This window comes from Microbacterium sp. NPDC057407, from assembly GCF_042803895.1.
Classification (GTDB): Bacteria; Actinomycetota; Actinomycetes; order Actinomycetales; family Microbacteriaceae; genus Microbacterium.
The window spans coordinates 319,095-341,097 of the sequence record NZ_JBHVCA010000001.1; the positions used below are offsets into that span (position 1 = coordinate 319,095).

The 22,003-nt window shown below is 69.4% G+C and carries 29 protein-coding genes; all 29 read left to right on the forward strand.

Features of this window, described 5'->3' with window-relative positions; genetic code table 11:
- The 29 genes from ACFUTX_RS01525 to rplO all read left to right on the forward strand — a co-directional run bounded on the left by ACFUTX_RS01525 (position 1) and on the right by rplO (position 21,931).
- Positions 1 to 1,374: a DUF58 domain-containing protein gene (locus ACFUTX_RS01525; RefSeq protein ID WP_378860442.1), complete on the forward strand. Its 1,374-nt coding sequence runs from the start codon at positions 1 to 3 to the stop codon at positions 1,372 to 1,374.
- On the forward strand, positions 1,371 to 3,887 hold the full coding sequence (locus ACFUTX_RS01530) for a transglutaminaseTgpA domain-containing protein (protein ID WP_378860443.1): 2,517 nt from the start codon (positions 1,371 to 1,373) through the stop codon (positions 3,885 to 3,887). The genes ACFUTX_RS01525 and ACFUTX_RS01530 overlap by 4 nt, the downstream gene beginning before the upstream one ends.
- Complete coding sequence (locus tag ACFUTX_RS01535) at positions 3,884 to 5,572, forward strand: DUF5684 domain-containing protein (RefSeq protein WP_378860444.1); 1,689 nt, start codon at positions 3,884 to 3,886, stop codon at positions 5,570 to 5,572. Before ACFUTX_RS01530 ends, ACFUTX_RS01535 begins: the two co-directional genes overlap by 4 nt.
- Complete coding sequence (locus ACFUTX_RS01540) at positions 5,569 to 6,177, forward strand: hypothetical protein (protein WP_378860445.1); 609 nt, start codon at positions 5,569 to 5,571, stop codon at positions 6,175 to 6,177. The genes ACFUTX_RS01535 and ACFUTX_RS01540 overlap by 4 nt, the downstream gene beginning before the upstream one ends.
- A 341-nt stretch (positions 6,178 to 6,518) precedes the next feature.
- Complete coding sequence (rpsL, locus tag ACFUTX_RS01545; protein WP_018171438.1) at positions 6,519 to 6,887, forward strand: 30S ribosomal protein S12; 369 nt, start codon at positions 6,519 to 6,521, stop codon at positions 6,885 to 6,887.
- A gap of 5 nt (positions 6,888 to 6,892) precedes the next feature.
- Positions 6,893 to 7,363 (forward strand): 30S ribosomal protein S7, encoded by a 471-nt coding sequence (gene rpsG / locus ACFUTX_RS01550; protein WP_106816549.1) that lies wholly within the window; start codon positions 6,893 to 6,895, stop codon positions 7,361 to 7,363.
- A gap of 70 nt (positions 7,364 to 7,433) precedes the next feature.
- Positions 7,434 to 9,548 (forward strand): elongation factor G, encoded by a 2,115-nt coding sequence (fusA, locus tag ACFUTX_RS01555; protein WP_378860446.1) that lies wholly within the window; start codon positions 7,434 to 7,436, stop codon positions 9,546 to 9,548.
- A gap of 196 nt (positions 9,549 to 9,744) precedes the next feature.
- Positions 9,745 to 10,938 carry an elongation factor Tu gene (tuf, locus tag ACFUTX_RS01560; RefSeq protein ID WP_378860447.1) on the forward strand — a complete coding sequence of 398 codons (1,194 nt, stop codon included), beginning with the start codon at positions 9,745 to 9,747 and terminating at the stop codon, positions 10,936 to 10,938.
- A 178-nt stretch (positions 10,939 to 11,116) separates the two neighbouring features.
- On the forward strand, positions 11,117 to 11,332 hold the full coding sequence (locus ACFUTX_RS01565; RefSeq protein ID WP_378860448.1) for a hypothetical protein: 216 nt from the start codon (positions 11,117 to 11,119) through the stop codon (positions 11,330 to 11,332).
- A 939-nt stretch (positions 11,333 to 12,271) separates the two neighbouring features.
- Positions 12,272 to 12,580 (forward strand): 30S ribosomal protein S10, encoded by a 309-nt coding sequence (rpsJ, locus tag ACFUTX_RS01570; protein WP_013584016.1) that lies wholly within the window; start codon positions 12,272 to 12,274, stop codon positions 12,578 to 12,580.
- Positions 12,581 to 12,588: 8 nt separating this feature from the next.
- Complete coding sequence (gene rplC, locus ACFUTX_RS01575) at positions 12,589 to 13,248, forward strand: 50S ribosomal protein L3 (protein WP_378860449.1); 660 nt, start codon at positions 12,589 to 12,591, stop codon at positions 13,246 to 13,248.
- Positions 13,249 to 13,252: 4 nt separating this feature from the next.
- Positions 13,253 to 13,915 carry a 50S ribosomal protein L4 gene (rplD, locus tag ACFUTX_RS01580; RefSeq protein WP_378860450.1) on the forward strand — a complete coding sequence of 221 codons (663 nt, stop codon included), beginning with the start codon at positions 13,253 to 13,255 and terminating at the stop codon, positions 13,913 to 13,915.
- Positions 13,912 to 14,217, forward strand: coding sequence for a 50S ribosomal protein L23 (gene rplW / locus ACFUTX_RS01585; RefSeq protein ID WP_378860451.1), 306 nt, complete (start codon positions 13,912 to 13,914; stop codon positions 14,215 to 14,217). Before rplD ends, rplW begins: the two co-directional genes overlap by 4 nt.
- A gap of 24 nt (positions 14,218 to 14,241) precedes the next feature.
- Positions 14,242 to 15,081: a 50S ribosomal protein L2 gene (rplB, locus tag ACFUTX_RS01590; protein WP_378860452.1), complete on the forward strand. Its 840-nt coding sequence runs from the start codon at positions 14,242 to 14,244 to the stop codon at positions 15,079 to 15,081.
- A gap of 12 nt (positions 15,082 to 15,093) precedes the next feature.
- Positions 15,094 to 15,375, forward strand: a complete 282-nt coding sequence (gene rpsS, locus ACFUTX_RS01595) for a 30S ribosomal protein S19 (protein ID WP_378860453.1) — start codon at positions 15,094 to 15,096, stop codon at positions 15,373 to 15,375.
- Positions 15,376 to 15,400: 25 nt separating this feature from the next.
- Positions 15,401 to 15,799, forward strand: a complete 399-nt coding sequence (gene rplV, locus ACFUTX_RS01600; RefSeq protein WP_106816558.1) for a 50S ribosomal protein L22 — start codon at positions 15,401 to 15,403, stop codon at positions 15,797 to 15,799.
- On the forward strand, positions 15,799 to 16,551 hold the full coding sequence (rpsC, locus tag ACFUTX_RS01605) for a 30S ribosomal protein S3 (protein WP_378860454.1): 753 nt from the start codon (positions 15,799 to 15,801) through the stop codon (positions 16,549 to 16,551). Before rplV ends, rpsC begins: the two co-directional genes overlap by 1 nt.
- Positions 16,551 to 16,970, forward strand: coding sequence for a 50S ribosomal protein L16 (gene rplP, locus ACFUTX_RS01610; protein WP_067354305.1), 420 nt, complete (start codon positions 16,551 to 16,553; stop codon positions 16,968 to 16,970). The genes rpsC and rplP overlap by 1 nt, the downstream gene beginning before the upstream one ends.
- Positions 16,970 to 17,284 (forward strand): 50S ribosomal protein L29, encoded by a 315-nt coding sequence (rpmC, locus tag ACFUTX_RS01615; RefSeq protein ID WP_378860455.1) that lies wholly within the window; start codon positions 16,970 to 16,972, stop codon positions 17,282 to 17,284. The genes rplP and rpmC overlap by 1 nt, the downstream gene beginning before the upstream one ends.
- Positions 17,284 to 17,652, forward strand: a complete 369-nt coding sequence (gene rpsQ / locus ACFUTX_RS01620; protein WP_378860456.1) for a 30S ribosomal protein S17 — start codon at positions 17,284 to 17,286, stop codon at positions 17,650 to 17,652. The genes rpmC and rpsQ overlap by 1 nt, the downstream gene beginning before the upstream one ends.
- Positions 17,653 to 17,687: 35 nt before the next feature.
- Positions 17,688 to 18,056: a 50S ribosomal protein L14 gene (rplN, locus tag ACFUTX_RS01625; RefSeq protein ID WP_169580749.1), complete on the forward strand. Its 369-nt coding sequence runs from the start codon at positions 17,688 to 17,690 to the stop codon at positions 18,054 to 18,056.
- 3 nt (positions 18,057 to 18,059) lie between these two features.
- The gene (gene rplX / locus ACFUTX_RS01630) at positions 18,060 to 18,419 is read left to right on the forward strand and encodes a 50S ribosomal protein L24 (protein ID WP_378860457.1); all 360 of its coding nucleotides are present in this window, start codon (positions 18,060 to 18,062) and stop codon (positions 18,417 to 18,419) included.
- A gap of 2 nt (positions 18,420 to 18,421) precedes the next feature.
- Positions 18,422 to 19,012: a 50S ribosomal protein L5 gene (rplE, locus tag ACFUTX_RS01635; RefSeq protein ID WP_378860458.1), complete on the forward strand. Its 591-nt coding sequence runs from the start codon at positions 18,422 to 18,424 to the stop codon at positions 19,010 to 19,012.
- A gap of 97 nt (positions 19,013 to 19,109) precedes the next feature.
- Positions 19,110 to 19,508 carry a 30S ribosomal protein S8 gene (gene rpsH / locus ACFUTX_RS01640; RefSeq protein ID WP_169580752.1) on the forward strand — a complete coding sequence of 133 codons (399 nt, stop codon included), beginning with the start codon at positions 19,110 to 19,112 and terminating at the stop codon, positions 19,506 to 19,508.
- A 6-nt stretch (positions 19,509 to 19,514) separates the two neighbouring features.
- Complete coding sequence (gene rplF / locus ACFUTX_RS01645; protein WP_378860459.1) at positions 19,515 to 20,051, forward strand: 50S ribosomal protein L6; 537 nt, start codon at positions 19,515 to 19,517, stop codon at positions 20,049 to 20,051.
- A 2-nt stretch (positions 20,052 to 20,053) separates the two neighbouring features.
- On the forward strand, positions 20,054 to 20,413 hold the full coding sequence (rplR, locus tag ACFUTX_RS01650; protein ID WP_378860460.1) for a 50S ribosomal protein L18: 360 nt from the start codon (positions 20,054 to 20,056) through the stop codon (positions 20,411 to 20,413).
- Positions 20,410 to 21,099 carry a 30S ribosomal protein S5 gene (rpsE, locus tag ACFUTX_RS01655; RefSeq protein ID WP_378860461.1) on the forward strand — a complete coding sequence of 230 codons (690 nt, stop codon included), beginning with the start codon at positions 20,410 to 20,412 and terminating at the stop codon, positions 21,097 to 21,099. The genes rplR and rpsE overlap by 4 nt, the downstream gene beginning before the upstream one ends.
- Entirely contained in the window at positions 21,099 to 21,284 is a 186-nt protein-coding gene (gene rpmD / locus ACFUTX_RS01660; protein ID WP_023954062.1) for a 50S ribosomal protein L30, read from the forward strand. Before rpsE ends, rpmD begins: the two co-directional genes overlap by 1 nt.
- Positions 21,284 to 21,931: a 50S ribosomal protein L15 gene (rplO, locus tag ACFUTX_RS01665; RefSeq protein ID WP_378860462.1), complete on the forward strand. Its 648-nt coding sequence runs from the start codon at positions 21,284 to 21,286 to the stop codon at positions 21,929 to 21,931. The genes rpmD and rplO overlap by 1 nt, the downstream gene beginning before the upstream one ends.
- Positions 21,932 to 22,003 lie beyond the last annotated feature (72 nt).

Below are 22,003 nucleotides of genomic sequence, written 5' to 3' on the forward strand. Positions count from 1 at the left end.
ATGAGCCTGACCGAGTCCCGCATCACGCGCACCTCCGCCGCCACCGGCACGGGGGGCCGCACGCATGCCACCGCGACCGCCGTGACGTCGGCGGGCCGCGGGCGCTCGCTCGTGCGCGTCGTGGTGTGGTGGACCGGTGTGTGGGCCGCGATCACGCGGGGCTCGGCCGCCGCGGCGTCGTGGGTGGCGGGGACCGTCCGCCCGGCCGGCGTGCTGGTCGTGCTCGCCGCGACCGTCGGGCTGGGTCTCGGGATCGCGTTCGGCTGGGTCGAGTGGATGGTGGCCGGGGTCGCCGCGCTGGTGCTGGTCGCGGCATCCGTCCCCTTCCTCTTCGGCGCCCGGTCGTACGACGTCGAGCTGTCCCTCGCGCACGAGAGGGTCGTGGCCGGCGACGGCGTCGTGGGCGAGATCGTGGTGCGCAACGACGGCGGGCGCATCGCGCTCCCGGGGCGCCTGGACATCCCGGTCGGCGACGGTCTCGTGGAGTTCGGGGTGCCGCTGCTGCGGCCGGGACACACCGTGTCGCAGCCGCTCGACATTCCCGGACTGCGGCGGGGGATCGTCACCGTGGGCCCGGCGACCACGGTCCGCAGCGACCCGATCGGGCTGCTGCGCCGCGAGCACGCGTTCGAGGACGTGCACGAGGTGTTCGTGCACCCGCGGACGACGTCGCTCCCGTCGACGAGCGCGGGGCTGATCCGCGACCTCGAGGGTGCGCCCACGCGCCGGCTCGTCGACGCAGACATGTCGTTCCACGCGATCCGCGAATACGCGCCCGGCGACTCGCGGCGTCAGATCCACTGGAAGTCGACGGCGAAGACCGGCCGCCTCATGGTGCGGCAGTACGAGGAGTCCCGCCGTTCCCGGATGGCCGTCGTGCTCGCCGTCGCGGAGCAGGAGTACATCGACGCCGACGAGTTCGAGCTCGCCGTCAGCTGCGCCGCCTCGCTCGGCCTTCGCGCCGTGCGCGACGCGCGGGACGTGGAGATCGTCGTCGGCTCGGAGATCCCGCGCGTCGTCCGGGGCCGGCTGCGCGCGATCCGCCGGCTGCCGTCCGCGTCGCCGCGCCCGATGCTGGACGGCTTCAGCGGCGTCGAGAGGCTCGAGAGCACGATGCCGGTGGGCGACGTGTGCCGCCTCACCGCCGAGTCGGGCGACCGGCTGTCGATCGCCTTCGTCATCGTGGGCTCACCGGTGGGCCTGACGATGCTGCAGCAGGCCGCGCTCTCGTTCCCTGCCGACACCACCGTCGTCGCGGTGAAGTGCGATGAGCGCGCGCATCCCCGCATGCAGACACTGTCGGGCATCACCGTCCTCACCGTGGGCACACTCGACGACCTCTCGGGACTGCTGCTACGAGGTGCGACCTCATGAGCGCGACGACGGATGCCTCGCCCGCCGTGGAGGCGGCGCCCGGGCCCGCGCGCCGCATCGTCGCCGGCTCGATCTTCACCGCTGCGGTGGTCGTCATCGCCGCGGTCGCCGCGTGGCCGATCTACCGATCGTGGCACCTGCCGGTGCTCGTCGTCGCCGCCGTCGCCGTCGGCGCGGGCGTCGCGATCTTCGCGTGGCGCCGCCGCTGGAGCGGCTGGATCGTCGCGGGGGTTCTCGCCGCGGCGTTCCTCGTGCTGGGGATCCCGTTGGCGGTCCCGTCCCGGCTGGGCGGGCCGGCCGACCTGCTGCGCGGGTTCGCCGAGCTGCTCTCGGGCGTGGTGCTGGCGTGGAAGGACCTGGTGACGGTGGAGCTGCCGGTCGGCGCGTACCGCAACCTCCTGGTGCCCGCCCTCCTCGTCTTCCTCGTCGGCACGTGCGTGCTCCTGCTGCTGGCGTGGCGCGACGACCGCGGCGCCTTCGGGGCGGTGCCGGTCGCGATCGCCATGGTCTCGTTCGGTCTCTTCTTCGGGCGCACCAGTGTGAGCGCCCCCCTGCCGATCGGACCGGTGACGCTCTACGCTCCGGTCGAGACGGCCCTCGGCGCGGCGGCCCTGATGTCGACGCTGCTGTGGCTGGCGTGGCGCACGCACGACCAGCGGCTGCGGGCGCTCGAGCGGGCCGCGGTCTCCAGCGGCGTGCGCGTCTCGCGCCGTCCGTCTCGCGCCGACCGCCGACGCACGGTGCTGGGTGCCGCGATGGTCGCCGGGGCGCTCGTCGTGGCGGTCGGCGTCGTGCCGTTCGCGGCCCGCGGCGCGGAGCGGCAGGTGCTGCGGTCGGCGGTCGGGCCCGAGATCGACCTGTCGGCGTCGGTGAGCCCGCTCTCCGAGTACCGCGGGCTGTTCTCCGACGATCGCGCCGACGAGGTCGTCTTCTCCGTGTCGGCGGACGCGGGCTCGCTGCCGGAGCGCGTCCGGGTGGCCACCCTGGACGCGTACGACGGGGAGGTCTTCCGCGCCGGGGGCGAGGGCGCCGTCGACGCGGGGCGGTTCGTGCGGGTGCCGTCGGGCCTCGACGCCGGCGCCGGGCGCAGCGTCGGGGCCGCGGTCGTCGTCGACGGCCTCGACGGCATCTGGATGCCGACGGCCGGGCGGCTGTCGTCGGTCGAGTTCTCGGGCGGGCGCGCTGCCTCCCTGGCCGACCGGTTCTACTACAACGCCGACGCTCAGGCGGGGGTGCAGACGGCGGGCGGCGGTCTCCAGCCCGGAGACCGCTACGTGGTGCGCGGGGTCGAGCCGGTGGTGCCCGATCTCGCCGATGCCGTTCCGCCCGGTGGCGTGGACGGCGACGTCGCGGCGCCGGAGAGCCTGCGCGCCTGGGTCGAGGAGCACGCGGTCGGCTCCGGCGGCAGCGCGCTGGCCGGTCTCGTCGCACTCCTGCGGGAGCGCGGATATCTGAGTCACGCCCTGCGGGTGGGCGAGGACGAGCCGACGTGGATGCAGTCGCTTGCGGACTACACCTTCCAGCCCAGCGCGTCGGGGCATTCGCTCGCGCGCATCGAGGCGATGTTCGCGCGACTGCTGGAGCGGGAGACGGATGCCCGGGCCCAGGCATCCGGCAACTTCGTGGCGGCCGTCGGCGACGACGAGCAGTTCGCCGTCGCGGTCGCGCTGATCGCGCGCGAGCTGGGCTTTCCGTCCCGGGTGGTGCTGGGTGCGCGCCTGACCTCGGACGACCCCGGCTTGTCGGTGTGCGACGACGGGGTGTGCCGCGCCCAGGACCTCACCGCGTGGACGGAGGTGCAGACGAGCGGCGGGCAGTGGATCCCCGTCGACGTGACTCCCCAGTTCGCGCAGTCGCCGAGCCTCGATGTGACCGAGCAGCGCGACCCGGAAGTGGTCACCGACGTGCGCCCCGACACGGTCGACGAGGTGCTGCCGCCCGACCCCGTCCAGGAGGACTCGGGAACCCGCGATCCCGACGCCGACGAGGCGGGGCTCGACCTGGCCTGGCTGTGGCCGGTGCTGCGCGTGGCGGCGATCGTGCTGCTGATCCTGGCCCTCGCCCTCGGTCCGTTCCTCGTCGTGCTCGGCGCCAAGGCGGCCCGGCGGAGGGCCCGGCGGCGGGCGGAGACGCCGGCGGCAGCGATCGCGGGAGGCTGGGAGGAGTTCGTCGATGCCGCGGTCGACGCGGGGCGCGACGCGCCCCGCAACAGCACCCGGACCGAGCTCGCCGACGCGTTCGGCTCGGAGCCGGGCCGCATGCTCGCCGTCATCGCCGATCGCGCCGTATTCTCTACCGGAGACGAATCAGCCGCCGAGGCCGAGGAGTTCTGGCGCTCGGTCGACGAGCAGCGCCGCGCCTTCGCCACGGAGCGCGGGATCTGGCGCCGGCTCGTGACCGCCGTATCGTTGAGATCGTTCGTTCGCAGCGTGGCGCCCGTCACGGGCTCCGCCACACGCCTCGCCGAGAGGGGGAAGCACCGGGTACCCGAACCCGTGCGCCCGATGTCATGACCGCCTTCGATGTCGCCACGACCACCGGCGCCGCGGCGCCCGTCGTCCCCGTCCTCATCTCCCTCTTCGCCGCGCTCGCGCTGTACGTCTGGACGGCGATCGCACTGTCGGCGGTCTTCCGCAAGTCGGGGGAGGAGGCCTGGAGGGCCTGGGTCCCGATCCTCAACCTCGTGGTCCTGCTCCAGCTGGGCGGCTTCTCGGGATGGCTGGTGCTCGTGGCTCTCGTGCCCGGGTTCGGCTGGCTGGCGCTCTGGATCGTCCAGGTGGTCGCGTGCTATCGGATCAACGTGGCGTTCGGTCACGGCGCCGGCATGACGGTGCTCGCCGCGCTCCTGTTCCCCGTGTGGGCGACGGTGCTCGGGTTCGGCCCGGACCGCTGGGTGGGAACCGACACCGCGGTCGTCGGGGTGCGACGCTCGCCCACGGGCGAGGACGACGCCCTGCTGCCGGCTTTCGGTCCCGCGCTGGCCGGTCCGCCGCCCCTTCCGTCTCCGCCCGCCGCGCCGAGTGTCGCCGGGTGGTCGCAGACCGCAACGGGCGCCGCCGGCCCGCCGCCCCTCCCGTCCACCCCGCCCCTCCCGGCCGCGCCGGCACCCGCCGCGCCCGCCGCCACCGAGACCCCCGCCCCCGCTGCGACGGCAGCACACGGCTTCACCCCGGAACCTCCGCCCGCCGCGCCCGCGACGCGGCGGGGCGAGCGGGAGTCCTCGCCGCCGCCCGGCACGCGCCGCGGAGAGTCTCCCGCGCCGACCCCGCCAGGCGTGCGCCGCGGCGACCAGGCGTCCGAGCCGGAACCGGCGGCTCTGCGCGGCGATCCCGCCGACCCGATCTCGTCGGTTCCCCGGTCGAGCGCCGCCGTCCCGTCGGACCCGTTCGCGCCGTCGGTGCTCGACGACGCGACGGCCGCTCCGGCGTTCCGGGCGGACGCCGATTCCGCGGCATCCGACCCCGCGCCCCCCGCTCCCGCTCCAGCGGCTTCCGCGCGCGCCAACCAGGGCTGGGGCGGGTTCGAGCTCGGGGCGGTCGTCGAGCTGACGAGCGAGGTGACCGCCGCGGTCAGCGGCGCACCGCGACCGGTGGCCGCGGTGCCCTCGGCCGGCCCCGCTCCCGCGCCGGCCGTCACCCGCGTGCCGTCGGCGCGCCGGTCGACCCCCGCCGAGCCGTGGGCTCCCGCCCGATCGCCGCTGCCGGAGCCCGACGCGTTCCCGGAGGCCTCGGGCGAGGTGTCGGCCGTCGTCGGGGCCCCGGATGCCGGCATCCCTCGCTCGGCGCGGTCGTCGGTCTCGGCGCAGCACGTGCTTCCCGACGCCCCCGACGACGTCGAGGCCACCATCATCGCCAGCCGCCGCCGGGCGCACTGGTCGCTCGTGCTGCCCACGGGGACCCCGGTCGCCCTGCTGGCAGACGTGGTGCTCGTGGGTCGCCGGCCCTCTCCGAGCACCGCCTACCCGAACGCCCAGCTCGTCGAGGTGCACGACGGCACGGTGTCGAAGACGCACCTGCGACTGGAGCGGCACGGCGACGAGTGGTCGGTGACCGACCTCCAGTCGACCAACGGCACGATCCTCATCGCGTCCGACGGCTCGGAGCGCGAGATCGTCCCAGGTGCGGCGCACCGTGCGCCGGGCCGACTGCTGATCGGCGACGCCGAGGTGCGGCTCACCGCCGACGACGCGGGTCGATGATCTCCAGCGACGAGCAGCACGACCCGGCGGTGCCCGACGACACGATCCTGTCGTCCCGCCGCCGCGACGCCGCTCGGCCCGCGGAAGCGACCGACGCCGGATCGGCCGCGGACGCGCCGGACGACCGGACAGTGATCTCGGCGCGCCGCCGCCCGCCCGTCGGCCGAACCGATGCCGCCCCCGGCGCGAGTGAGCCCGACGCCGACCCGGACGAGCGCGTGCCCGTCGAACACGACGACGCCGGCGCGGACGACGTCCACGACGGACGCACGGTCTCCTCGGTGCGGCGCCCCGTCGTGCGGCCGGCCCCGGCGGGCCCCCGGGCGGCCGGTCCCGGGTCGCGTGTCGCGCACGTTCCGGATGCCGCGTCCCTCCGCCGCCCAGCTGCCCCGCGCGCCGTGCCTCCCGCCGCGGCCGCCCGCGTACCGGCGTCGCCGGCGTCTCCGATGCCGCCGACGGACGCCGGCTCCGCCGGCTCGGTGCGCTACGACGCCCTGGAGAGCGCGCGACGATCCCGGGAGCGACGCCGGATGCTGGTCGTCGTGGTGTGCACCGCGGGAGCGCTCATCGTGGCCGGCGCGGCCCTCGTCGTGCTGCTGCTCTGACCGCGCCGCGGGCCGCATCGGCGCTCTCGCGGCGCGTTTGACCGACCACCGAAATCCCGCGTATCATTGATCGGGTGTGCGCTCACGCGCGCCGTCCGCCGTGCCTCGGTGCGGAGACGGATCGTGGGGCGCCTCATCTCAGGGAACGGCCTGCGAACAGGCCACCCCCACGGCATATCCACCACACGACGTCCGGCACCATCATGCCGTTCGGGCGGATCCACGTGAGCCCGCCGTGTCACGAATCGAAAGATCCGGGATCGGCGGGGGAGACCACGACGCTGTCACCGTGCAGCACCTGCGAGGGCAGACAGACCCGCGCAGCACAACAAGGAGAGAACGTGCCAACCATTCAGCAGTTGGTTCGCAAGGGTCGCTCGCCCAAGGTCTCGAAGACCAAGGCGCCGGCGCTCAAGGCGAACCCGCAGCAGGCGGGTGTCTGCACCCGCGTGTACACGACCACGCCCAAGAAGCCGAACTCGGCGATGCGCAAGGTCGCCCGTGTCAAGCTCCGCAACGGCACCGAGGTCACCGCGTACATCCCCGGCGAGGGTCACAACCTGCAGGAGCACTCGCTCGTGCTCGTCCGTGGCGGTCGTGTGAAGGACCTCCCGGGTGTCCGCTACAAGATCGTCCGCGGCGCGCTCGACACGCAGGCCGTGAAGAACCGCAAGCAGGCCCGTAGCCGCTACGGCGCGAAGAAGGGTTGAGTTAGATGCCTCGCAAGGGACCCGCCCCGAAGCGCCCCGTCGTCAACGACCCGGTCTACGGCGCACCCGTCGTGACCCAGCTGGTCAACAAGATCCTCGTGGATGGCAAGAAGTCGCTCGCCGAGTCGATCGTCTACGGCGCCCTCCGCGGCGTCGAGGCGAAGAACGGCCAGGACGCCGTCGCCACCCTCAAGAAGGCCCTCGACAACGTGCGCCCGACCCTCGAGGTCAAGTCGCGCCGCGTCGGCGGCTCGACCTACCAGGTGCCGGTCGAGGTCAAGCCCCACCGCGCCAACACGCTCGCCCTCCGCTGGCTCGTGAGCTACGCCAAGGGCCGTCGTGAGAAGACGATGACCGAGCGCCTCCAGAACGAGATCCTGGATGCCTCGAACGGCCTGGGCGCCGCGGTCAAGCGCCGCGAAGACACCCACAAGATGGCCGAGTCGAACCGCGCCTTCGCGCACTACCGCTGGTAACCAGCTCTGAGTCGCCGGCCGGAGACGATCTCTCCGGCCGGCGCATCCCGAACACGTAAGGAAGACATCCGTGGCACAAGAAGTGCTCACCGACCTCAACAAGGTCCGCAACATCGGCATCATGGCGCACATCGATGCCGGCAAGACGACGACGACCGAGCGCATCCTGTTCTACACGGGCGTCAACCACAAGATCGGCGAGACGCACGACGGCGCTGCCACCACCGACTGGATGGAGCAGGAGCAGGAGCGCGGCATCACCATCACGTCCGCCGCCGTGACGTGCTTCTGGGACAAGAACCAGATCAACATCATCGACACCCCCGGTCACGTCGACTTCACGGTCGAGGTGGAGCGCTCGCTCCGCGTCCTCGACGGCGCGGTCGCCGTCTTCGACGGCAAGGAGGGCGTCGAGCCCCAGTCCGAGACCGTGTGGCGTCAGGCCGACAAGTACGACGTCCCCCGCATCTGCTTCGTCAACAAGATGGACAAGCTGGGCGCCGACTTCTATTTCACGGTCGACACCATCGTGAACCGCCTGAAGGCGAAGCCGCTCGTGCTGCAGCTGCCCATCGGCGCCGAGAACGACTTCATCGGGGTCGTCGACCTCGTCGAGATGCGCGCCCTCGTGTGGCCCGGCGACGCCAAGGGCGACGTGACCATGGGTGCGAAGTACGAGATCCAGGAGATCCCGGCCGACCTCGCCGACAAGGCCGCCGAGTACCGCGAGAAGCTGCTCGAGACGGTCGCGGAGTCCGACGAGGCCCTGCTCGAGAAGTACTTCGGCGGTGAGGAGCTCACGGTCGCCGAGATCAAGGGCGCCATCCGCAAGCTCACGATCGCCTCGGAGCTCTACCCCGTGCTGTGCGGCTCGGCCTTCAAGAACCGCGGCGTGCAGCCGATGCTCGACGCGGTGGTGGACTACCTGCCGTCGCCGCTCGACGTGCCCGCGATCGAGGCGCACGACCCGAAGAACGAAGAGAACATCATCGAGCGTCACGCCGACCGTGACGAGCCGTTCGCCGCTCTCGCGTTCAAGATCGTGACCCACCCCTTCTTCGGTCGCCTGACCTACATCCGCGTCTACTCGGGTCACCTCGACTCGGGTTCGGCGGTCGTCAACTCGACGAAGGCGAAGAAGGAGCGCATCGGGAAGATCTTCCAGATGCACGCCAACAAGGAGAACCCGGTCGACTCGGTCACCGCGGGTCACATCTACGCGGTCATCGGCCTGAAGGACACCACGACGGGCGACACGCTGTCCGACGCGAACAACCAGGTCGTGCTCGAGTCGATGACCTTCCCCGAGCCGGTCATCGAGGTGGCCATCGAGCCCAAGACGAAGGCCGACCAGGAGAAGCTGGGTCTCGCGATCCAGAAGCTCGCCGAAGAGGACCCGACGTTCCGCGTCGAGCAGAACGCCGAGACCGGCCAGACGACCATCAAGGGCATGGGCGAGCTGCACCTCGACATCCTGGTCGACCGCATGAAGCGCGAGTTCAAGGTCGAGGCGAACGTCGGAAAGCCCCAGGTGGCCTACCGCGAGACGATCCGCAAGACCGTCGAGAAGCACGACTACACCCACAAGAAGCAGACGGGTGGATCGGGCCAGTTCGCCAAGATCCAGTTCACCATCGAGCCCCTCGAGGTGACGGCCGACAAGACGTACGAGTTCGAGAACAAGGTCACCGGTGGCCGCATCCCGCGCGAGTACATCGGCCCCACCGACCTCGGCTTCCAGGACGCCATGAACGTCGGCGTGCTCGCCGGCTACCCCATGGTGGGCGTCAAGGCGATCCTGCTCGACGGCGCCTCGCACGACGTCGACTCGTCCGAGATGGCGTTCAAAATCGCGGGATCGATGGGCTTCAAGGAGGCCGTCCGCCGCGCGAACCCGGTCATCCTCGAGCCGATCATGGCCGTCGAGGTGCGCACGCCCGAGGAGTACATGGGCGACGTGATCGGCGACCTGAACTCGCGTCGTGGCCAGATCCAGTCGATGGAGGACGCCCAGGGCGTCAAGGTGGTCCGTGCGAACGTTCCGCTGTCCGAGATGTTCGGCTACATCGGCGACCTGCGCTCCAAGACCTCCGGCCGCGCCGTCTACTCCATGGAGTTCGACAGCTACGCCGAGGTCCCGCGCAACGTCATGGACGAGATCGTCCAGAAGACCAAGGGCGAGTAACCCTTTCGGGGCCCCTCGAGAGATGAGGGGCCCCGGCACAAACTGAATAGCGGTTGTCGAGCGCCCGCCCCGGCGGGCTGTCGAGACACACACAGAATCACCAGAACCGTCTCCACTAAGGTGGAGATATCCCCGTAGACGACCGGTCGCAAACCAGTGCCCGGAGCTTCTACACGACCGTCCTGAGGAGGACCCAGTGGCTAAGGCCAAGTTCGAGCGGACCAAGCCGCACGTGAACATCGGAACGATCGGTCACGTCGACCACGGCAAGACCACGCTCACCGCAGCGATCTCGAAGGTGCTCGCCGACAAGTACCCGTCGGCCACCAACGTGCAGCGCGACTTCGCGTCGATCGACTCCGCTCCCGAGGAGCGCCAGCGCGGTATCACGATCAACATCTCGCACGTCGAGTACGAGACGCCCAAGCGTCACTACGCTCACGTCGACGCCCCGGGTCACGCCGACTACATCAAGAACATGATCACCGGTGCGGCTCAGATGGACGGCGCGATCCTCGTGGTCGCCGCCACCGACGGCCCGATGGCTCAGACCCGCGAGCACGTCCTGCTCGCCAAGCAGGTCGGCGTGCCCTACCTGCTCGTCGCCCTGAACAAGGCCGACATGGTCGACGACGAGGAGATCCTGGAGCTCGTCGAGCTCGAGGTCCGCGAGCTGCTCTCGTCGCAGGACTTCGACGGCGACAACGCCCCCGTCGTCCGCGTCTCGGGCCTCAAGGCTCTCGAGGGCGACGCCGAGTGGGTCGAGAAGATCGTCGAGCTCATGGACGCCGTCGACGAGTCGATCCCCGACCCGGTGCGTGACAAGGACAAGCCGTTCCTCATGCCCATCGAGGACGTCTTCACCATCACCGGTCGTGGCACGGTCGTCACCGGCCGCGCCGAGCGTGGCACGCTCGCCATCAACTCGGAGGTCGAGATCGTCGGTCTGCGCCCGACGCAGAAGACGATCGTCACCGGTATCGAGATGTTCCACAAGCAGCTCGACGAGGCGTGGGCCGGCGAGAACTGTGGTCTGCTCCTTCGCGGCACCAAGCGTGACGACGTCGAGCGCGGCCAGGTCGTCGTGAAGCCCGGTTCGGTCACCCCGCACACCAACTTCGAGGGCACGGCGTACATCCTGTCCAAGGAGGAGGGCGGCCGTCACAACCCGTTCTTCACGAACTACCGTCCGCAGTTCTACTTCCGCACCACCGACGTCACCGGCGTCATCACGCTGCCCGAGGGCACCGAGATGGTCATGCCCGGCGACACCACCGACATGACGGTCGAGCTCATCCAGCCGATCGCCATGGAGGAGGGCCTCGGCTACGCCATCCGTGAGGGTGGCCGCACCGTCGGCGCCGGCACCGTGACCAAGATCCTGAAGTAAGGATCTCGCGGATTCAGCAGTGAGCGGATGCCGCGGCATCCGTCCGGCGAGGGGCCGGGCCTTCGGGCCCGGCCCCTTCGTCGTGCCCGGCCCGGCGATCGCTGGAAGGTTGACGCGCGAGGCGGGACCCGTTTTGAATGGTCGCGAGCGCCCAGGGCGGGCGCCGAAGGAGCGTGCGATGGGTATCGACGACCTGGTGAATCAGGGCAAGGACTTCCTGGAGCAGAACAAGGACAAGATCGACGGCGCGATCAAGTCGGAGCAGGCCGAGGGCGTCAGCGACAGCGTCTTGGACGCTGCCGCGGAGTTCGTCAAGAAGGTCGCCCCCGACAGCATCGACGGTCATGTCGACGGTGTCCGCGACAACATCGACAAGGCGGTCGGGAACGAGTAGCGGCTCGCTCTGCGGCAGGAGACGGTCCGGGTGATCCGGGCCGTCTTCTGCTTGACGGCGTCCTTCGGCCGCCGGTAGTTTCGCTGTGGGACGGCGTGCTGCCGGACGCGAGCTGGGGAGTGAGCGTCGGGCGTGGACGGCACCTGTCCCGGGGGCCACGATCCGTGGGCCCCTGCCGTGACATGACGTCGGCGAGGTTGGGGAATGACCGGGAAGTCTGGGGACCCTGGGCGAGTCGATCGACCGCGCGCGGACGAAACCGGGCGGCTGCGCCGCCTGAGTTCGGATCGCCATCCGCCGGCGCCGTGTCACGCCCCCGAGCGGAGGCGACTCTGGGCCGCCTCTGGCATCGGCGATCCGATGCGCGTCCTCGCCCCGCCGGTCACGGCCGGAACGCGCCCCCCGTTGCGCGCGGCAGCCGTTGCTGCTGCGCGCCGGATACGGAACGCATCGACGCGGATGCCGTGACGGTGGGGGAGGGTGGGATGCCCCTACCCGCCCTCCTCCACTCACGTCGCCGGCTGCTCCGGCTGTGAAGCAGCCGAGCGTACGGGTCGCGCGACACGCCCGAGTTTGCGACACGCCCGGGCGGCACGTAGACTAGTGAGGTTCCACATTCCGGCGCGTCCTTCGGCGTGCTCCGGATCACTGCCAGGGCAGTGCATAGGCGGCACATCACGTGCAGGGTCCTAGGCCGCGGGCAGCAGAACCACCACATCCCACATCCATACTCATCGAGAGCGCCCCTCTCGCGTGCGTGCGGGTGGCGGATGCCGGGAGCGGCGCTTCGGCGCGGCATCCGGATTGACATCAGAACAGCGGTGCAGCAACGCACTGCGCAAGCGGTGCAGAAGTGCCATGGCGCGTGAGCGCCACCGTGCGTCCAATGCCCCCGGGACCTCCGGGACGGTACGACGCGAGAAAGAGAGTGAGCAGACAATGGCGGGACAGAAGATCCGCATTCGCCTGAAGTCGTACGACCACGCCGGCCTCGACAGCTCGGCGCGCAAGATCGTCGACACCGTGACCCGTGCGGGCGCGACCGTCGTGGGCCCCGTGCCCCTTCCGACCGAGAAGAACGTCGTGTGCGTCATCCGGTCGCCCCACAAGTACAAGGACAGCCGCGAGCACTTCGAGATGCGCACCCACAAGCGTCTGATCGACATCATCGACCCGACGCCCAAGGCCGTCGACTCGCTGATGCGCCTTGACCTGCCGGCCGACGTCAACATCGAGATCAAGCTCTGAGGTTCGACATGGCTGACATCAACAACAAGATTTCCAAGGGCCTGCTCGGCACCAAGCTCGGCATGACCCAGGTCTGGGACGAGACGGGCAAGCTCGTTCCCGTCACCGTCATCGAGGTCGCGCCGAACGTGGTCACCCAGGTTCGCACGCCCGAGAAGGACGGCTACAAGGCCGTCCAGATCGCCTACGGCCAGATCGACCCCCGCAAGGTGAACAAGCCCCAGACGGCCCACTTCGAGGCCGCCGGTGTCACCCCGCGTCGTCACCTCACCGAGATCCGCACCGCGGACGCCGCTGACTACTCACTCGGTCAGGAGCTCACGGTGGACGGCGTGTTCGAGGCCGGGCAGCTGGTCGACGTCGTCGGCACCAGCAAGGGCAAGGGCACCGCGGGTGTCATGAAGCGCCACAACTTCAAGGGCGTCTCCGCCTCGCACGGTGCGCACCGCAACCACCGCAAGCCCGGTTCGATCGGCGCGTCGTCGACCCCGAGCCGCGTCTTCAAGGGCATGCGCATGGCCGGCCGCATGGGTGGCGAGCGCGTGACCGTCCTCAACCTCAAGGTGCACGCCATCGACGCCGAGAAGGGTCTGCTGCTCGTCAAGGGCGCCGTCCCCGGTGCGCGTGGCCGCATCGTCTACGTCCGCAACGCAGTGAAGGGTGCCTGATCACATGGCTGACTCGACTCTCGCGCTCGACGTCGTGAAGGCAGACGGCAAGACGGCTGGCTCCGTCCAGCTGCCCGCCGAGCTCTTCGACGTCAAGACGAACATCCCGCTCATCCACCAGGTCGTCGTCGCGCAGCGCGCAGCGGCTCGCCAGGGCACCCACTCGACCAAGCGTCGCGGTGAGGTCTCCGGCGCCGGCCGCAAGCCCTTCAAACAGAAGGGCACGGGTAACGCCCGTCAGGGCTCGATCCGCGCGCCGCACATGACCGGCGGTGGCATCGTCCACGGCCCGAAGCCGCGCGACTACTCGCAGCGCACCCCCAAGAAGATGATCGCGGCCGCCCTCCTGGGCGCGCTCAGCGACCGCGCTCGGGGCGACCGCCTGCACGTCGTCGACTCCTTCGGCATCGAGGGCGCCCCGTCGACCAAGGCCGCCGCGGCGGTGCTGGCCACCCTCGCGCCCACCAAGAACGTGCTGGTCGTCATCACGCGTGACGACGAGCTCAGCATCCTGAGCGTCCGCAACCTCGCGTACGTCCACGTGCTGTACTCCGACCAGCTCAACGCCTACGACGTGCTCGTCTCCGACGACATCGTCTTCACCAAGGCCGCCTTCGACGCCTTCGTCGCTGCGAAGACCGGCGCCACCGAGGAGGTCTCGGCATGACCGCCGTCCAGCTGAATAAGGACCCGCGCGACATCATCCTGAAGCCGGTCGTCTCCGAGAAGAGCTACGGGCTCATCGACGAGGGCAAGTACACCTTCCTCGTCGACCCGCGCGCCTCGAAGACCGAGATCAAGCTCGCGATCGAGAAGATCTTCGGCGTCAAGGTGGCCGGGGTCAACACGATCAACCGCGTCGGCAAGGCCCGCCGCACCCGCTTCGGCACCGGCAAGCGCAAGGACACCAAGCGCGCCATCGTGACCCTGAAGTCGGGCACCATCGACATCTTCACGGCAGTCGGCTGACGGTCGGGATAGAGGACTAGAGATATGGCTATTCGCAAGTACAAGCCCACGACCCCGGGTCGCCGCGGCTCGTCGGTGGCCGACTTCGCCGAGATCACCCGATCGACGCCCGAGAAGTCGCTCCTCCGCCCGCTCGCCAAGACCGGTGGCCGCAACAACCAGGGCCGCATCACCACCCGCCACATCGGCGGTGGCCACAAGCGTCAGTACCGCGTCATCGACTTCCGTCGCAACGACAAGGACGGCATCAACGCCAAGGTCGCCCACATCGAGTACGACCCCAACCGCACCGCGCGCATCGCGCTCCTGCACTACTTCGACGGCGAGAAGCGCTACATCCTCGCGCCGAACAAGCTGCAGCAGGGCGACGTCGTCGAGTCGGGTCCCTCGGCCGACATCAAGCCGGGCAACAACCTGCCGCTGAAGAACATCCCCACCGGTACCGTCGTGCACGCCATCGAGCTCCGCCCCGGCGGCGGCGCGAAGATGGCACGCTCGGCCGGTGCGTCCGTCCGCCTCGTGGCGAAGGACGGCCCGTACGCCCAGCTGCGCCTGCCCTCGGGCGAGATCCGCAACGTCGACGCGCGCTGCCGCGCGACCGTCGGCGAGGTCGGCAACGCCGAGCAGTCGAACATCAACTGGGGCAAGGCCGGCCGCAAGCGCTGGAAGGGCGTCCGCCCGACCGTCCGCGGCGTCGCGATGAACCCGGTCGACCACCCGCACGGTGGTGGTGAGGGCAAGACCTCCGGTGGTCGTCACCCCGTTTCGCCGTGGGGCCAGGCCGAGGGCCGCACCCGTCACGCGAACAAGGAAAGCGACAAGTACATCGTTCGCCGTCGCAACGCCGGCAAGAAGCGCAAGTAGGAGTAGAGGAAGATGCCACGCAGTCTGAAGAAGGGCCCCTTCGTCGACGAGCACCTGCTTCGCAAGGTCGCCTCGCAGAACGAAGCCGGCACGAAGAACGTCATCAAGACGTGGTCGCGTCGCTCGATGATCGTCCCCGCCATGCTGGGCCACACGATCGCCGTGCACGACGGTCGCAAGCATATCCCCGTGTTCGTGACCGAGACCATGGTCGGACACAAGCTGGGCGAGTTCGCGCCCACCCGCACCTTCCGCGGCCACGTGAAGGACGACAAGAAGGGCCGTCGCCGCTGACGCGGGGACGAAAGAGGAGAGAGAAATGGTGGAGTCCATCGCACGCGTGCGACACATCCGCGTGACCCCTCAGAAGGCTCGTCGTGTCGTCGCTCTCATCAAGGGCAAGCAGGCTGAGGAGGCCCTGGCCATCCTCAAGTTCGCTCCGCAGGGTGCGAGCGAGCCGATCTACAAGCTCGTCGCCTCGGCGATCGCGAACGCTCGCGTGAAGGCCGACAAGGACGGCGAGTACCTGGACGAGCAGGACCTGTACGTGAAGAACGCGTACGTCGACGAGGGCACGACGCTCAAGCGTTTCCAGCCCCGCGCCCAGGGTCGCGCATTCCAGATCAAGAAGCGCACGAGCCACATCACGGTCGTGCTCTCGACGCCCGAGGTCGCTGAGGCGGCCCCGGCTGCCAAGACGAAGAAGGCGAGCAAGTAATGGGCCAGAAGGTCAACCCGTACGGCTTCCGCCTCGGCATCACCACGGACCACGTGTCGCGTTGGTTCTCGGACTCGACGAAGCCCGGACAGCGCTACGCCGACTACGTGGCCGAGGACATCAAGATCCGTCGTCTGCTGACGACCTCGCTCGACCGCGCGGGCGTGAGCAACATCGAGATCGAGCGCACCCGTGACCGCGTCCGCGTCGACATCCACACGGCCCGCCCGGGCATCGTGATCGGTCGTCGCGGCGCCGAGGCCGAGCGCATCCGCGCCGACCTCGAGAAGCTCACCGGCAAGCAGATCCAGCTGAACATCCTCGAGGTGAAGAACCCCGAGGCCGACGCTCAGCTCGTCGCGCAGGGTGTCGCCGAGCAGCTCAGCGCCCGTGTGGCCTTCCGCCGCGCGATGCGCAAGGGCCTCCAGGGCGCGCAGCGCGCCGGCGCCAAGGGCGTCCGCATCCAGGTCTCCGGCCGCCTCGGCGGCGCCGAGATGAGCCGCTCGGAGTTCTACCGCGAGGGTCGTGTGCCGCTGCACACGCTGCGCGCGAACATCGACTACGGCTTCTACGAGGCCAAGACCACCTTCGGCCGCATCGGCGTGAAGGTCTGGATCTACAAGGGCGACCTCACCAACAAGGAGCTCGCGCGCGAGCAGGCCAACGCGCCCAAGTCGGACCGTCGTCGTGACGACCGTCCGCGTCGCGGCCCCCGCAACGAGGCCCCCGTCGCAGAAGGAGCATCGGCGTAATGCTTATCCCCCGCAAGGTCAAGTACCGCAAGCAGCACCACCCCAAGCGCGATGGCCAGGCCACCGGCGGCACGAAGGTCTCCTTCGGCGAGTTCGGCATCCAGGCCCTCACGCCCGCCTACGTGACGAACCGTCAGATCGAGTCCGCTCGTATCGCGATGACCCGTCACATCAAGCGTGGCGGCAAGGTGTGGATCAACATCTACCCCGACCGTCCGCTCACGAAGAAGCCCGCTGAGACCCGCATGGGTTCCGGTAAGGGCTCGCCGGAGTGGTGGGTCGCGAACGTCAAGCCGGGTCGCGTCCTCTTCGAGGTCGCCGGCGTCAACGAGCAGCTCGCTCGTGAGGCCCTGACCCGTGCCATCCACAAGCTGCCTCTCAAGGCACGCATCATCAAGCGCGAGGAGGGCGACGCGTAATGGCGATCGGCACCAAGACGCTCGCCACGAGCGAGCTCGACACGTTCGAAGACCAGCGCCTCGTCGAGGAGCTGCGCAAGGCCAAGGAAGAGCTGTTCAACCTGCGCTTCCAGTCGGCCACCGGCCAGCTCGAGAGCCACGGCCGCATCCGCGCCGTCAAGCGCGACATCGCGCGGCTCTACACCGTGATCCGGGAGCGCGAGCTCGGCATCCGTGCCACGCCCGCTCCGCTGGAGACCGCGACGAAGGCGAAGAAGACGAAGGCCAAGAAGGCGGATGCCGCCGACCAGGCCGAGAAGGAAGAGGCCGAGTGATGGCTGAGACCACCGAGAAGAAGGCCCCCGCCCGCAAGACCGCTGCCGCCAAGGCCGAGGTCAAGGAGCAGGTCGCCGGTCACGAGTCCGCGGCGCACGACGTGCGCGACGCCGACGCCCGTGGCTACCGCAAGGCCCGTCGCGGCTACGTCGTGAGCGACAAGATGGACAAGACGATCGTCGTCGAGGTCGAGGACCGCGTGAAGCACCCCCTCTACGGCAAGGTCATCCGTCGCACGTCGAAGGTCAAGGCGCACGACGAGGGCAACACCGCCGGCATCGGCGACCTCGTCCTCATCAACGAGACCCGTCCGCTCAGCGCCACCAAGCGCTGGCGCCTGGTCGAGATCCTCGAGAAGGCCAAGTAAGCCTCGCGGCTTGCCTGGAACCCAAGGAGTAACAAGTGATTCAGCAGGAATCCCGCCTGAAGGTCGCCGACAACACCGGCGCCAAGGAACTGCTCACGATCCGCGTGCTCGGTGGCTCGCAGCGCCGGTACGCCGGCCTCGGCGACATCATCGTGGCCACGGTGAAGGACGCGATCCCGGGTGGAAACGTCAAGAAGGGCGACGTCGTGAAGGCGGTCGTCGTCCGCACCGTCAAGCAGACCCGTCGTCCCGACGGCTCGTACATCAAGTTCGACGAGAACGCCGCCGTCATCCTGAAGAACGACGGGGAGCCCCGCGGCACCCGCATCTTCGGACCGGTCGGTCGTGAGCTTCGCGACAAGAAGTTCATGAAGATCGTCTCGCTCGCACCGGAGGTGATCTGACCCATGGCCAAGATCAAGAAGGGCGACCTGGTTCAGGTCATCAGCGGCAAGAAGCAGGACAAGGGCGGCGACCGCGGCAAGCAGGGCAAGGTCCTCGAGGTCCTCCCCGAGCAGAACCGCGTCATCGTCGAGGGCGTCAACTACGTCACGAAGCACAACCGCGTCGGCCAGAGCCAGCGCGGCACCAAGACGGGCGGCATCGAGACGATGGAAGCCCCGATCCACATCTCCAACGTCGCCATCGTCGACCCCTCGACCAAGAAGCCGACCCGTGTCGGTTACCGCGTCGAGGAGCAGACGAAGGACGGCGTGAAGCGCACCGTCCGCGTGCGCTACGCGAAGAAGTCAGGCAAGGACCTCTGAATATGAGCACCGCCACTGCCGTGGAGGCTGGCAAGATCCAGCCCCGCCTGAAGCAGAAGTACAACACCGAGATCAAGAAGCAGCTGCAGGACGAGTTCGGCTACGCCAACGTCATGCAGATCCCCGGTCTCGTCAAGGTCGTGGTGAACACCGGTGTCGGCGAGGCAGCTCGCGACAGCAAGGTGATCGATGGCGCGGTCGACGACCTCACCAAGATCACCGGCCAGAAGCCGGTCGTCACGAAGGCCCGCAAGTCGATCGCTCAGTTCAAGCTGCGCGAGGGCCAGGCCATCGGCGCGCACGTCACCCTCCGCGGCGACCGCGCGTGGGAGTTCCTGGACCGCCTCGTGAACCTCGCCCTGCCCCGCATCCGCGACTTCCGCGGTCTGTCGGGCAAGCAGTTCGACGGCCACGGCAACTACACCTTCGGTCTCCAGGAGCAGTCCGTGTTCCACGAGATCGACCAGGACAAGATCGACCGCGTCCGCGGGTTCGACATCACGATCGTGACGTCGGCGAAGACGGATGCCGAGGGCCGCGCGCTCCTGCGTCACCTCGGCTTCCCGTTCCGCTCCGAGGACGCCCAGGCCTGACCGCAAGACCCCCGGGGGCGCTGCGCCCCCGGGGACTCATAGAAGGTCGTCTGTCGTGTAACGGCAGCCGAAACCTCATGAACGAAGGAAACAAGAAATGACGATGACAGACCCGGTCGCAGACATGCTGACCCGTCTGCGCAACGCGAACTCGGCGCACCACGACACCGTGTCGCTGCCGAGCTCGAAGCTCAAGACGCACATCGCCGAGATCCTCCAGCAGGAGGGCTACATCAGCGGCTGGGAGGTCTCGGACGCCCGCGTCGGACAGACCCTCACCCTCACGCTGAAGTACGGTCCGAACCGCGAGCGGTCGATCGCCGGCATCAAGCGCGTCTCCAAGCCCGGTCTCCGCGTGTACGCGAAGTCGACCGAGATCCCGCGCGTCCTCGGCGGCCTCGGCGTCGCCATCCTGTCCACCTCCTCCGGTCTCCTCACCGACCGCCAGGCCGAGCAGAAGGGCGTGGGTGGGGAAGTCCTCGCCTACGTGTGGTGATCTGACATGTCGCGTATCGGACGTCTCCCGATCGACATCCCCGCCGGTGTGACCATCACGGTCGACGGTCAGGATGTCGCGGTCAAGGGCCCCAAGGGCGAGCTCTCGCTCACCGTGGCACGCCCCATCGAGGTCAAGGTCGAAGAGGGCCAGGTCGTCGTGACCCGTCCCGACGACGAGCGCTCCTCGCGCTCGCTGCACGGCCTGACCCGGACCCTCATCAACAACAACATCATCGGTGTCACCCAGGGCTACACCAAGGGCCTCGAGGTCGTCGGCACGGGTTACCGCGTGGCGCAGAAGGGCAGCTCGGTCGAGTTCGCCCTCGGCTTCTCGCACCCCGTCCTGGTCGACCCGCCCGCGGGCATCACCTTCACGGTCGAGGGCAACAACAAGCTCACCGTGAGCGGCATCGACAAGCAGGCCGTCGGCGAGGCGGCTGCCAACATCCGCAAGATCCGCAAGCCCGAGCCGTACAAGGGCAAGGGTGTGCGCTACGCCGGCGAGGTCGTGCGGCGCAAGGCCGGAAAGGCTGGTAAGTAACCATGGCTGTGAAGACGAAGACCGACGCCCGCGCGCGTCGTCACGCCCGCCTTCGCAAGAAGGTCGTCGGCACCGAACAGCGTCCGCGCCTCGTCGTCACCCGATCGGCCCGCCACGTCTTCGTGCAGGTCGTCGACGACAGCAAAGGCCACACCGTGGCCTCGGCCTCGACCCTCGAGACCGATCTGCGCGCGTTCGACGGTGACAAGACGGCGAAGGCCCGCAAGGTCGGCGAGCTCGTCGCCGAGCGTGCCAAGGCCGCCGGCGTCTCGGACGTCGTGTTCGACCGCGGTGGCAACCGCTACGCGGGCCGTGTCGCGGCGATCGCCGACGGCGCTCGCGAAGGAGGTCTGAACCTGTGAGCGATTCAACCAACAACAACGTGGAGACCGAAGTGACCGACCAGGCTGCTGCTGCCACGACGGCAGAGGCGCCCGCCGAGCGCGAGCGCGAGCCGCGCCGCGGCGGTCGCGAGCGCAACCCCAACCGCGACCGCGGTTCGCGCGACGCCGACAAGAGCCAGTTCCTCGAGCGCGTCGTCACGATCAACCGCGTGTCGAAGGTCGTCAAGGGCGGCCGCCGGTTCAGCTTCACCGCGCTCGTGGTCGTCGGTGACGGCAACGGCGTCGTGGGCGTCGGCTACGGAAAGGCCCGTGAGGTGCCCCTGGCGATCTCGAAGGGCGTCGAAGAGGCCAAGCGCAACTTCTTCCGTGTGCCCCGTGTCGGCTCGACCATCCCGCACCCCGTGCAGGGTGAGGCCGCTGCCGGTGTGGTGCTCCTGCGTCCGGCCGCCGCCGGTACCGGTGTCATCGCCGGTGGTCCGGTGCGTGCCGTGCTCGAGTGCGCGGGCATCCACGACGTGCTCTCGAAGTCGCTCGGCTCGTCCAACACGATCAACATCGTCCACGCGACGGTGGAGGCGCTGAAGCAGCTCGAGGAGCCCCGTGCGGTCGCCGCGCGTCGCGGTCTCGAGTTCGACCAGGTCGCCCCCGCCCGTCTCGTCCGTGCCGAGGCCGAGGCCGCGGCTGCTGCGAAGGCAGGTGTCTGATGGCTGCGCGCCTGAAAGTGACCCAGGTCAAGTCCAAGGTGAGCGAGAAGCAGAACCAGCGTGACACGCTGCGTTCGCTGGGTCTGAAGCGGATCGGCGACTCGGTCGTCCGTCCCGACGACGCGCAGACGCGCGGTTACGTCAAGACCGTCGCGCACCTCGTGAAGGTTGAGGAGATCGACTGATGGCTGAGAAGGCCGAGAAGAACGAAGCCGTCGAGGCGGAGGCTCCCAAGAAGCCTGCTGCCAAGAAGGCTGCGCCCAAGGCCGCCGCCGACAAGCCGGCCGCCGAGAAGAAGGCTCCCGCGAAGGCTGCGAAGGCCGACGCCGCCGAGAAGGCCGAGAAGGCTCCCGCCAAGAAGGCGGCGCCGAAGACGGATGCTCCGGCATCCCGTCCCGGTGTTCTCAAGGTGCACCACCTGCGTCCGGTCCCCGGCGCCAACACCGCCAAGACCCGTGTGGGTCGCGGTGAGGGCTCGAAGGGCAAGACCGCGGGCCGCGGCACCAAGGGCACGAAGGCTCGCTACCAGGTCAAGGTGGGCTTCGAGGGCGGTCAGATGCCGCTCCACATGCGCACCCCGAAGCTGCGCGGGTTCAAGAACCCGTTCCGCGTCGAGTACCAGGTCGTGAACCTGGACAAGCTCGCCGAGCTGTACCCGTCCGGTGGCGACGTCACCGTGGGCGACCTGGTCGCCAAGGGTGCGGTGCGCAAGAACGAGAAGGTCAAGGTGCTCGGCACCGGCGACATCTCGGTGAAGCTCAACGTGTCGGTCGACAAGGTCTCGGGCTCCGCCGAGCAGAAGATCGTCGCTGCGGGCGGCACCGTCAAGTAGTACGCGCAATGGGGGCCGGAGCTTGCTCCGGCCCCCATTGGGTTACCCTGGACGTCGGCGCGTCTCGTCCGC

Excerpts from the sequence above, each read along its gene's own strand:
- rplR (WP_378860460.1), top strand. The coding sequence starts at position 20,054 with ATGGCTGTGAAGACGAAGACCGACGCCCGCGCGCGTCGTCACGCCCGC.
- ACFUTX_RS01530 (WP_378860443.1), top strand. The coding sequence starts at position 1,371 with ATGAGCGCGACGACGGATGCCTCGCCCGCCGTGGAGGCGGCGCCCGGG.
- ACFUTX_RS01540 (WP_378860445.1), top strand. The coding sequence starts at position 5,569 with ATGATCTCCAGCGACGAGCAGCACGACCCGGCGGTGCCCGACGACACG.
- rplE (WP_378860458.1), top strand. The coding sequence starts at position 18,422 with ATGAGCACCGCCACTGCCGTGGAGGCTGGCAAGATCCAGCCCCGCCTG.
- ACFUTX_RS01535 (WP_378860444.1), top strand. The coding sequence starts at position 3,884 with ATGACCGCCTTCGATGTCGCCACGACCACCGGCGCCGCGGCGCCCGTC.
- rpsC (WP_378860454.1), top strand. The coding sequence starts at position 15,799 with ATGGGCCAGAAGGTCAACCCGTACGGCTTCCGCCTCGGCATCACCACG.
- rplV (WP_106816558.1), top strand. The coding sequence starts at position 15,401 with ATGGTGGAGTCCATCGCACGCGTGCGACACATCCGCGTGACCCCTCAG.
- rpmC (WP_378860455.1), top strand. The coding sequence starts at position 16,970 with ATGGCGATCGGCACCAAGACGCTCGCCACGAGCGAGCTCGACACGTTC.
- rplF (WP_378860459.1), top strand. The coding sequence starts at position 19,515 with ATGTCGCGTATCGGACGTCTCCCGATCGACATCCCCGCCGGTGTGACC.
- rplD (WP_378860450.1), top strand. The coding sequence starts at position 13,253 with ATGGCTGACTCGACTCTCGCGCTCGACGTCGTGAAGGCAGACGGCAAG.
- rpsG (WP_106816549.1), top strand. The coding sequence starts at position 6,893 with ATGCCTCGCAAGGGACCCGCCCCGAAGCGCCCCGTCGTCAACGACCCG.
- rplW (WP_378860451.1), top strand. The coding sequence starts at position 13,912 with ATGACCGCCGTCCAGCTGAATAAGGACCCGCGCGACATCATCCTGAAG.
- ACFUTX_RS01565 (WP_378860448.1), top strand. The coding sequence starts at position 11,117 with ATGGGTATCGACGACCTGGTGAATCAGGGCAAGGACTTCCTGGAGCAG.
- rpsQ (WP_378860456.1), top strand. The coding sequence starts at position 17,284 with ATGGCTGAGACCACCGAGAAGAAGGCCCCCGCCCGCAAGACCGCTGCC.
- rpmD (WP_023954062.1), top strand. The coding sequence starts at position 21,099 with ATGGCTGCGCGCCTGAAAGTGACCCAGGTCAAGTCCAAGGTGAGCGAG.
- rplP (WP_067354305.1), top strand. The coding sequence starts at position 16,551 with ATGCTTATCCCCCGCAAGGTCAAGTACCGCAAGCAGCACCACCCCAAG.
- rpsH (WP_169580752.1), top strand. The coding sequence starts at position 19,110 with ATGACGATGACAGACCCGGTCGCAGACATGCTGACCCGTCTGCGCAAC.
- rplO (WP_378860462.1), top strand. The coding sequence starts at position 21,284 with ATGGCTGAGAAGGCCGAGAAGAACGAAGCCGTCGAGGCGGAGGCTCCC.
- rplC (WP_378860449.1), top strand. The coding sequence starts at position 12,589 with ATGGCTGACATCAACAACAAGATTTCCAAGGGCCTGCTCGGCACCAAG.
- rplB (WP_378860452.1), top strand. The coding sequence starts at position 14,242 with ATGGCTATTCGCAAGTACAAGCCCACGACCCCGGGTCGCCGCGGCTCG.
- rpsS (WP_378860453.1), top strand. The coding sequence starts at position 15,094 with ATGCCACGCAGTCTGAAGAAGGGCCCCTTCGTCGACGAGCACCTGCTT.
- rpsJ (WP_013584016.1), top strand. The coding sequence starts at position 12,272 with ATGGCGGGACAGAAGATCCGCATTCGCCTGAAGTCGTACGACCACGCC.
- ACFUTX_RS01525 (WP_378860442.1), top strand. The coding sequence starts at position 1 with ATGAGCCTGACCGAGTCCCGCATCACGCGCACCTCCGCCGCCACCGGC.
- rplX (WP_378860457.1), top strand. The coding sequence starts at position 18,060 with ATGGCCAAGATCAAGAAGGGCGACCTGGTTCAGGTCATCAGCGGCAAG.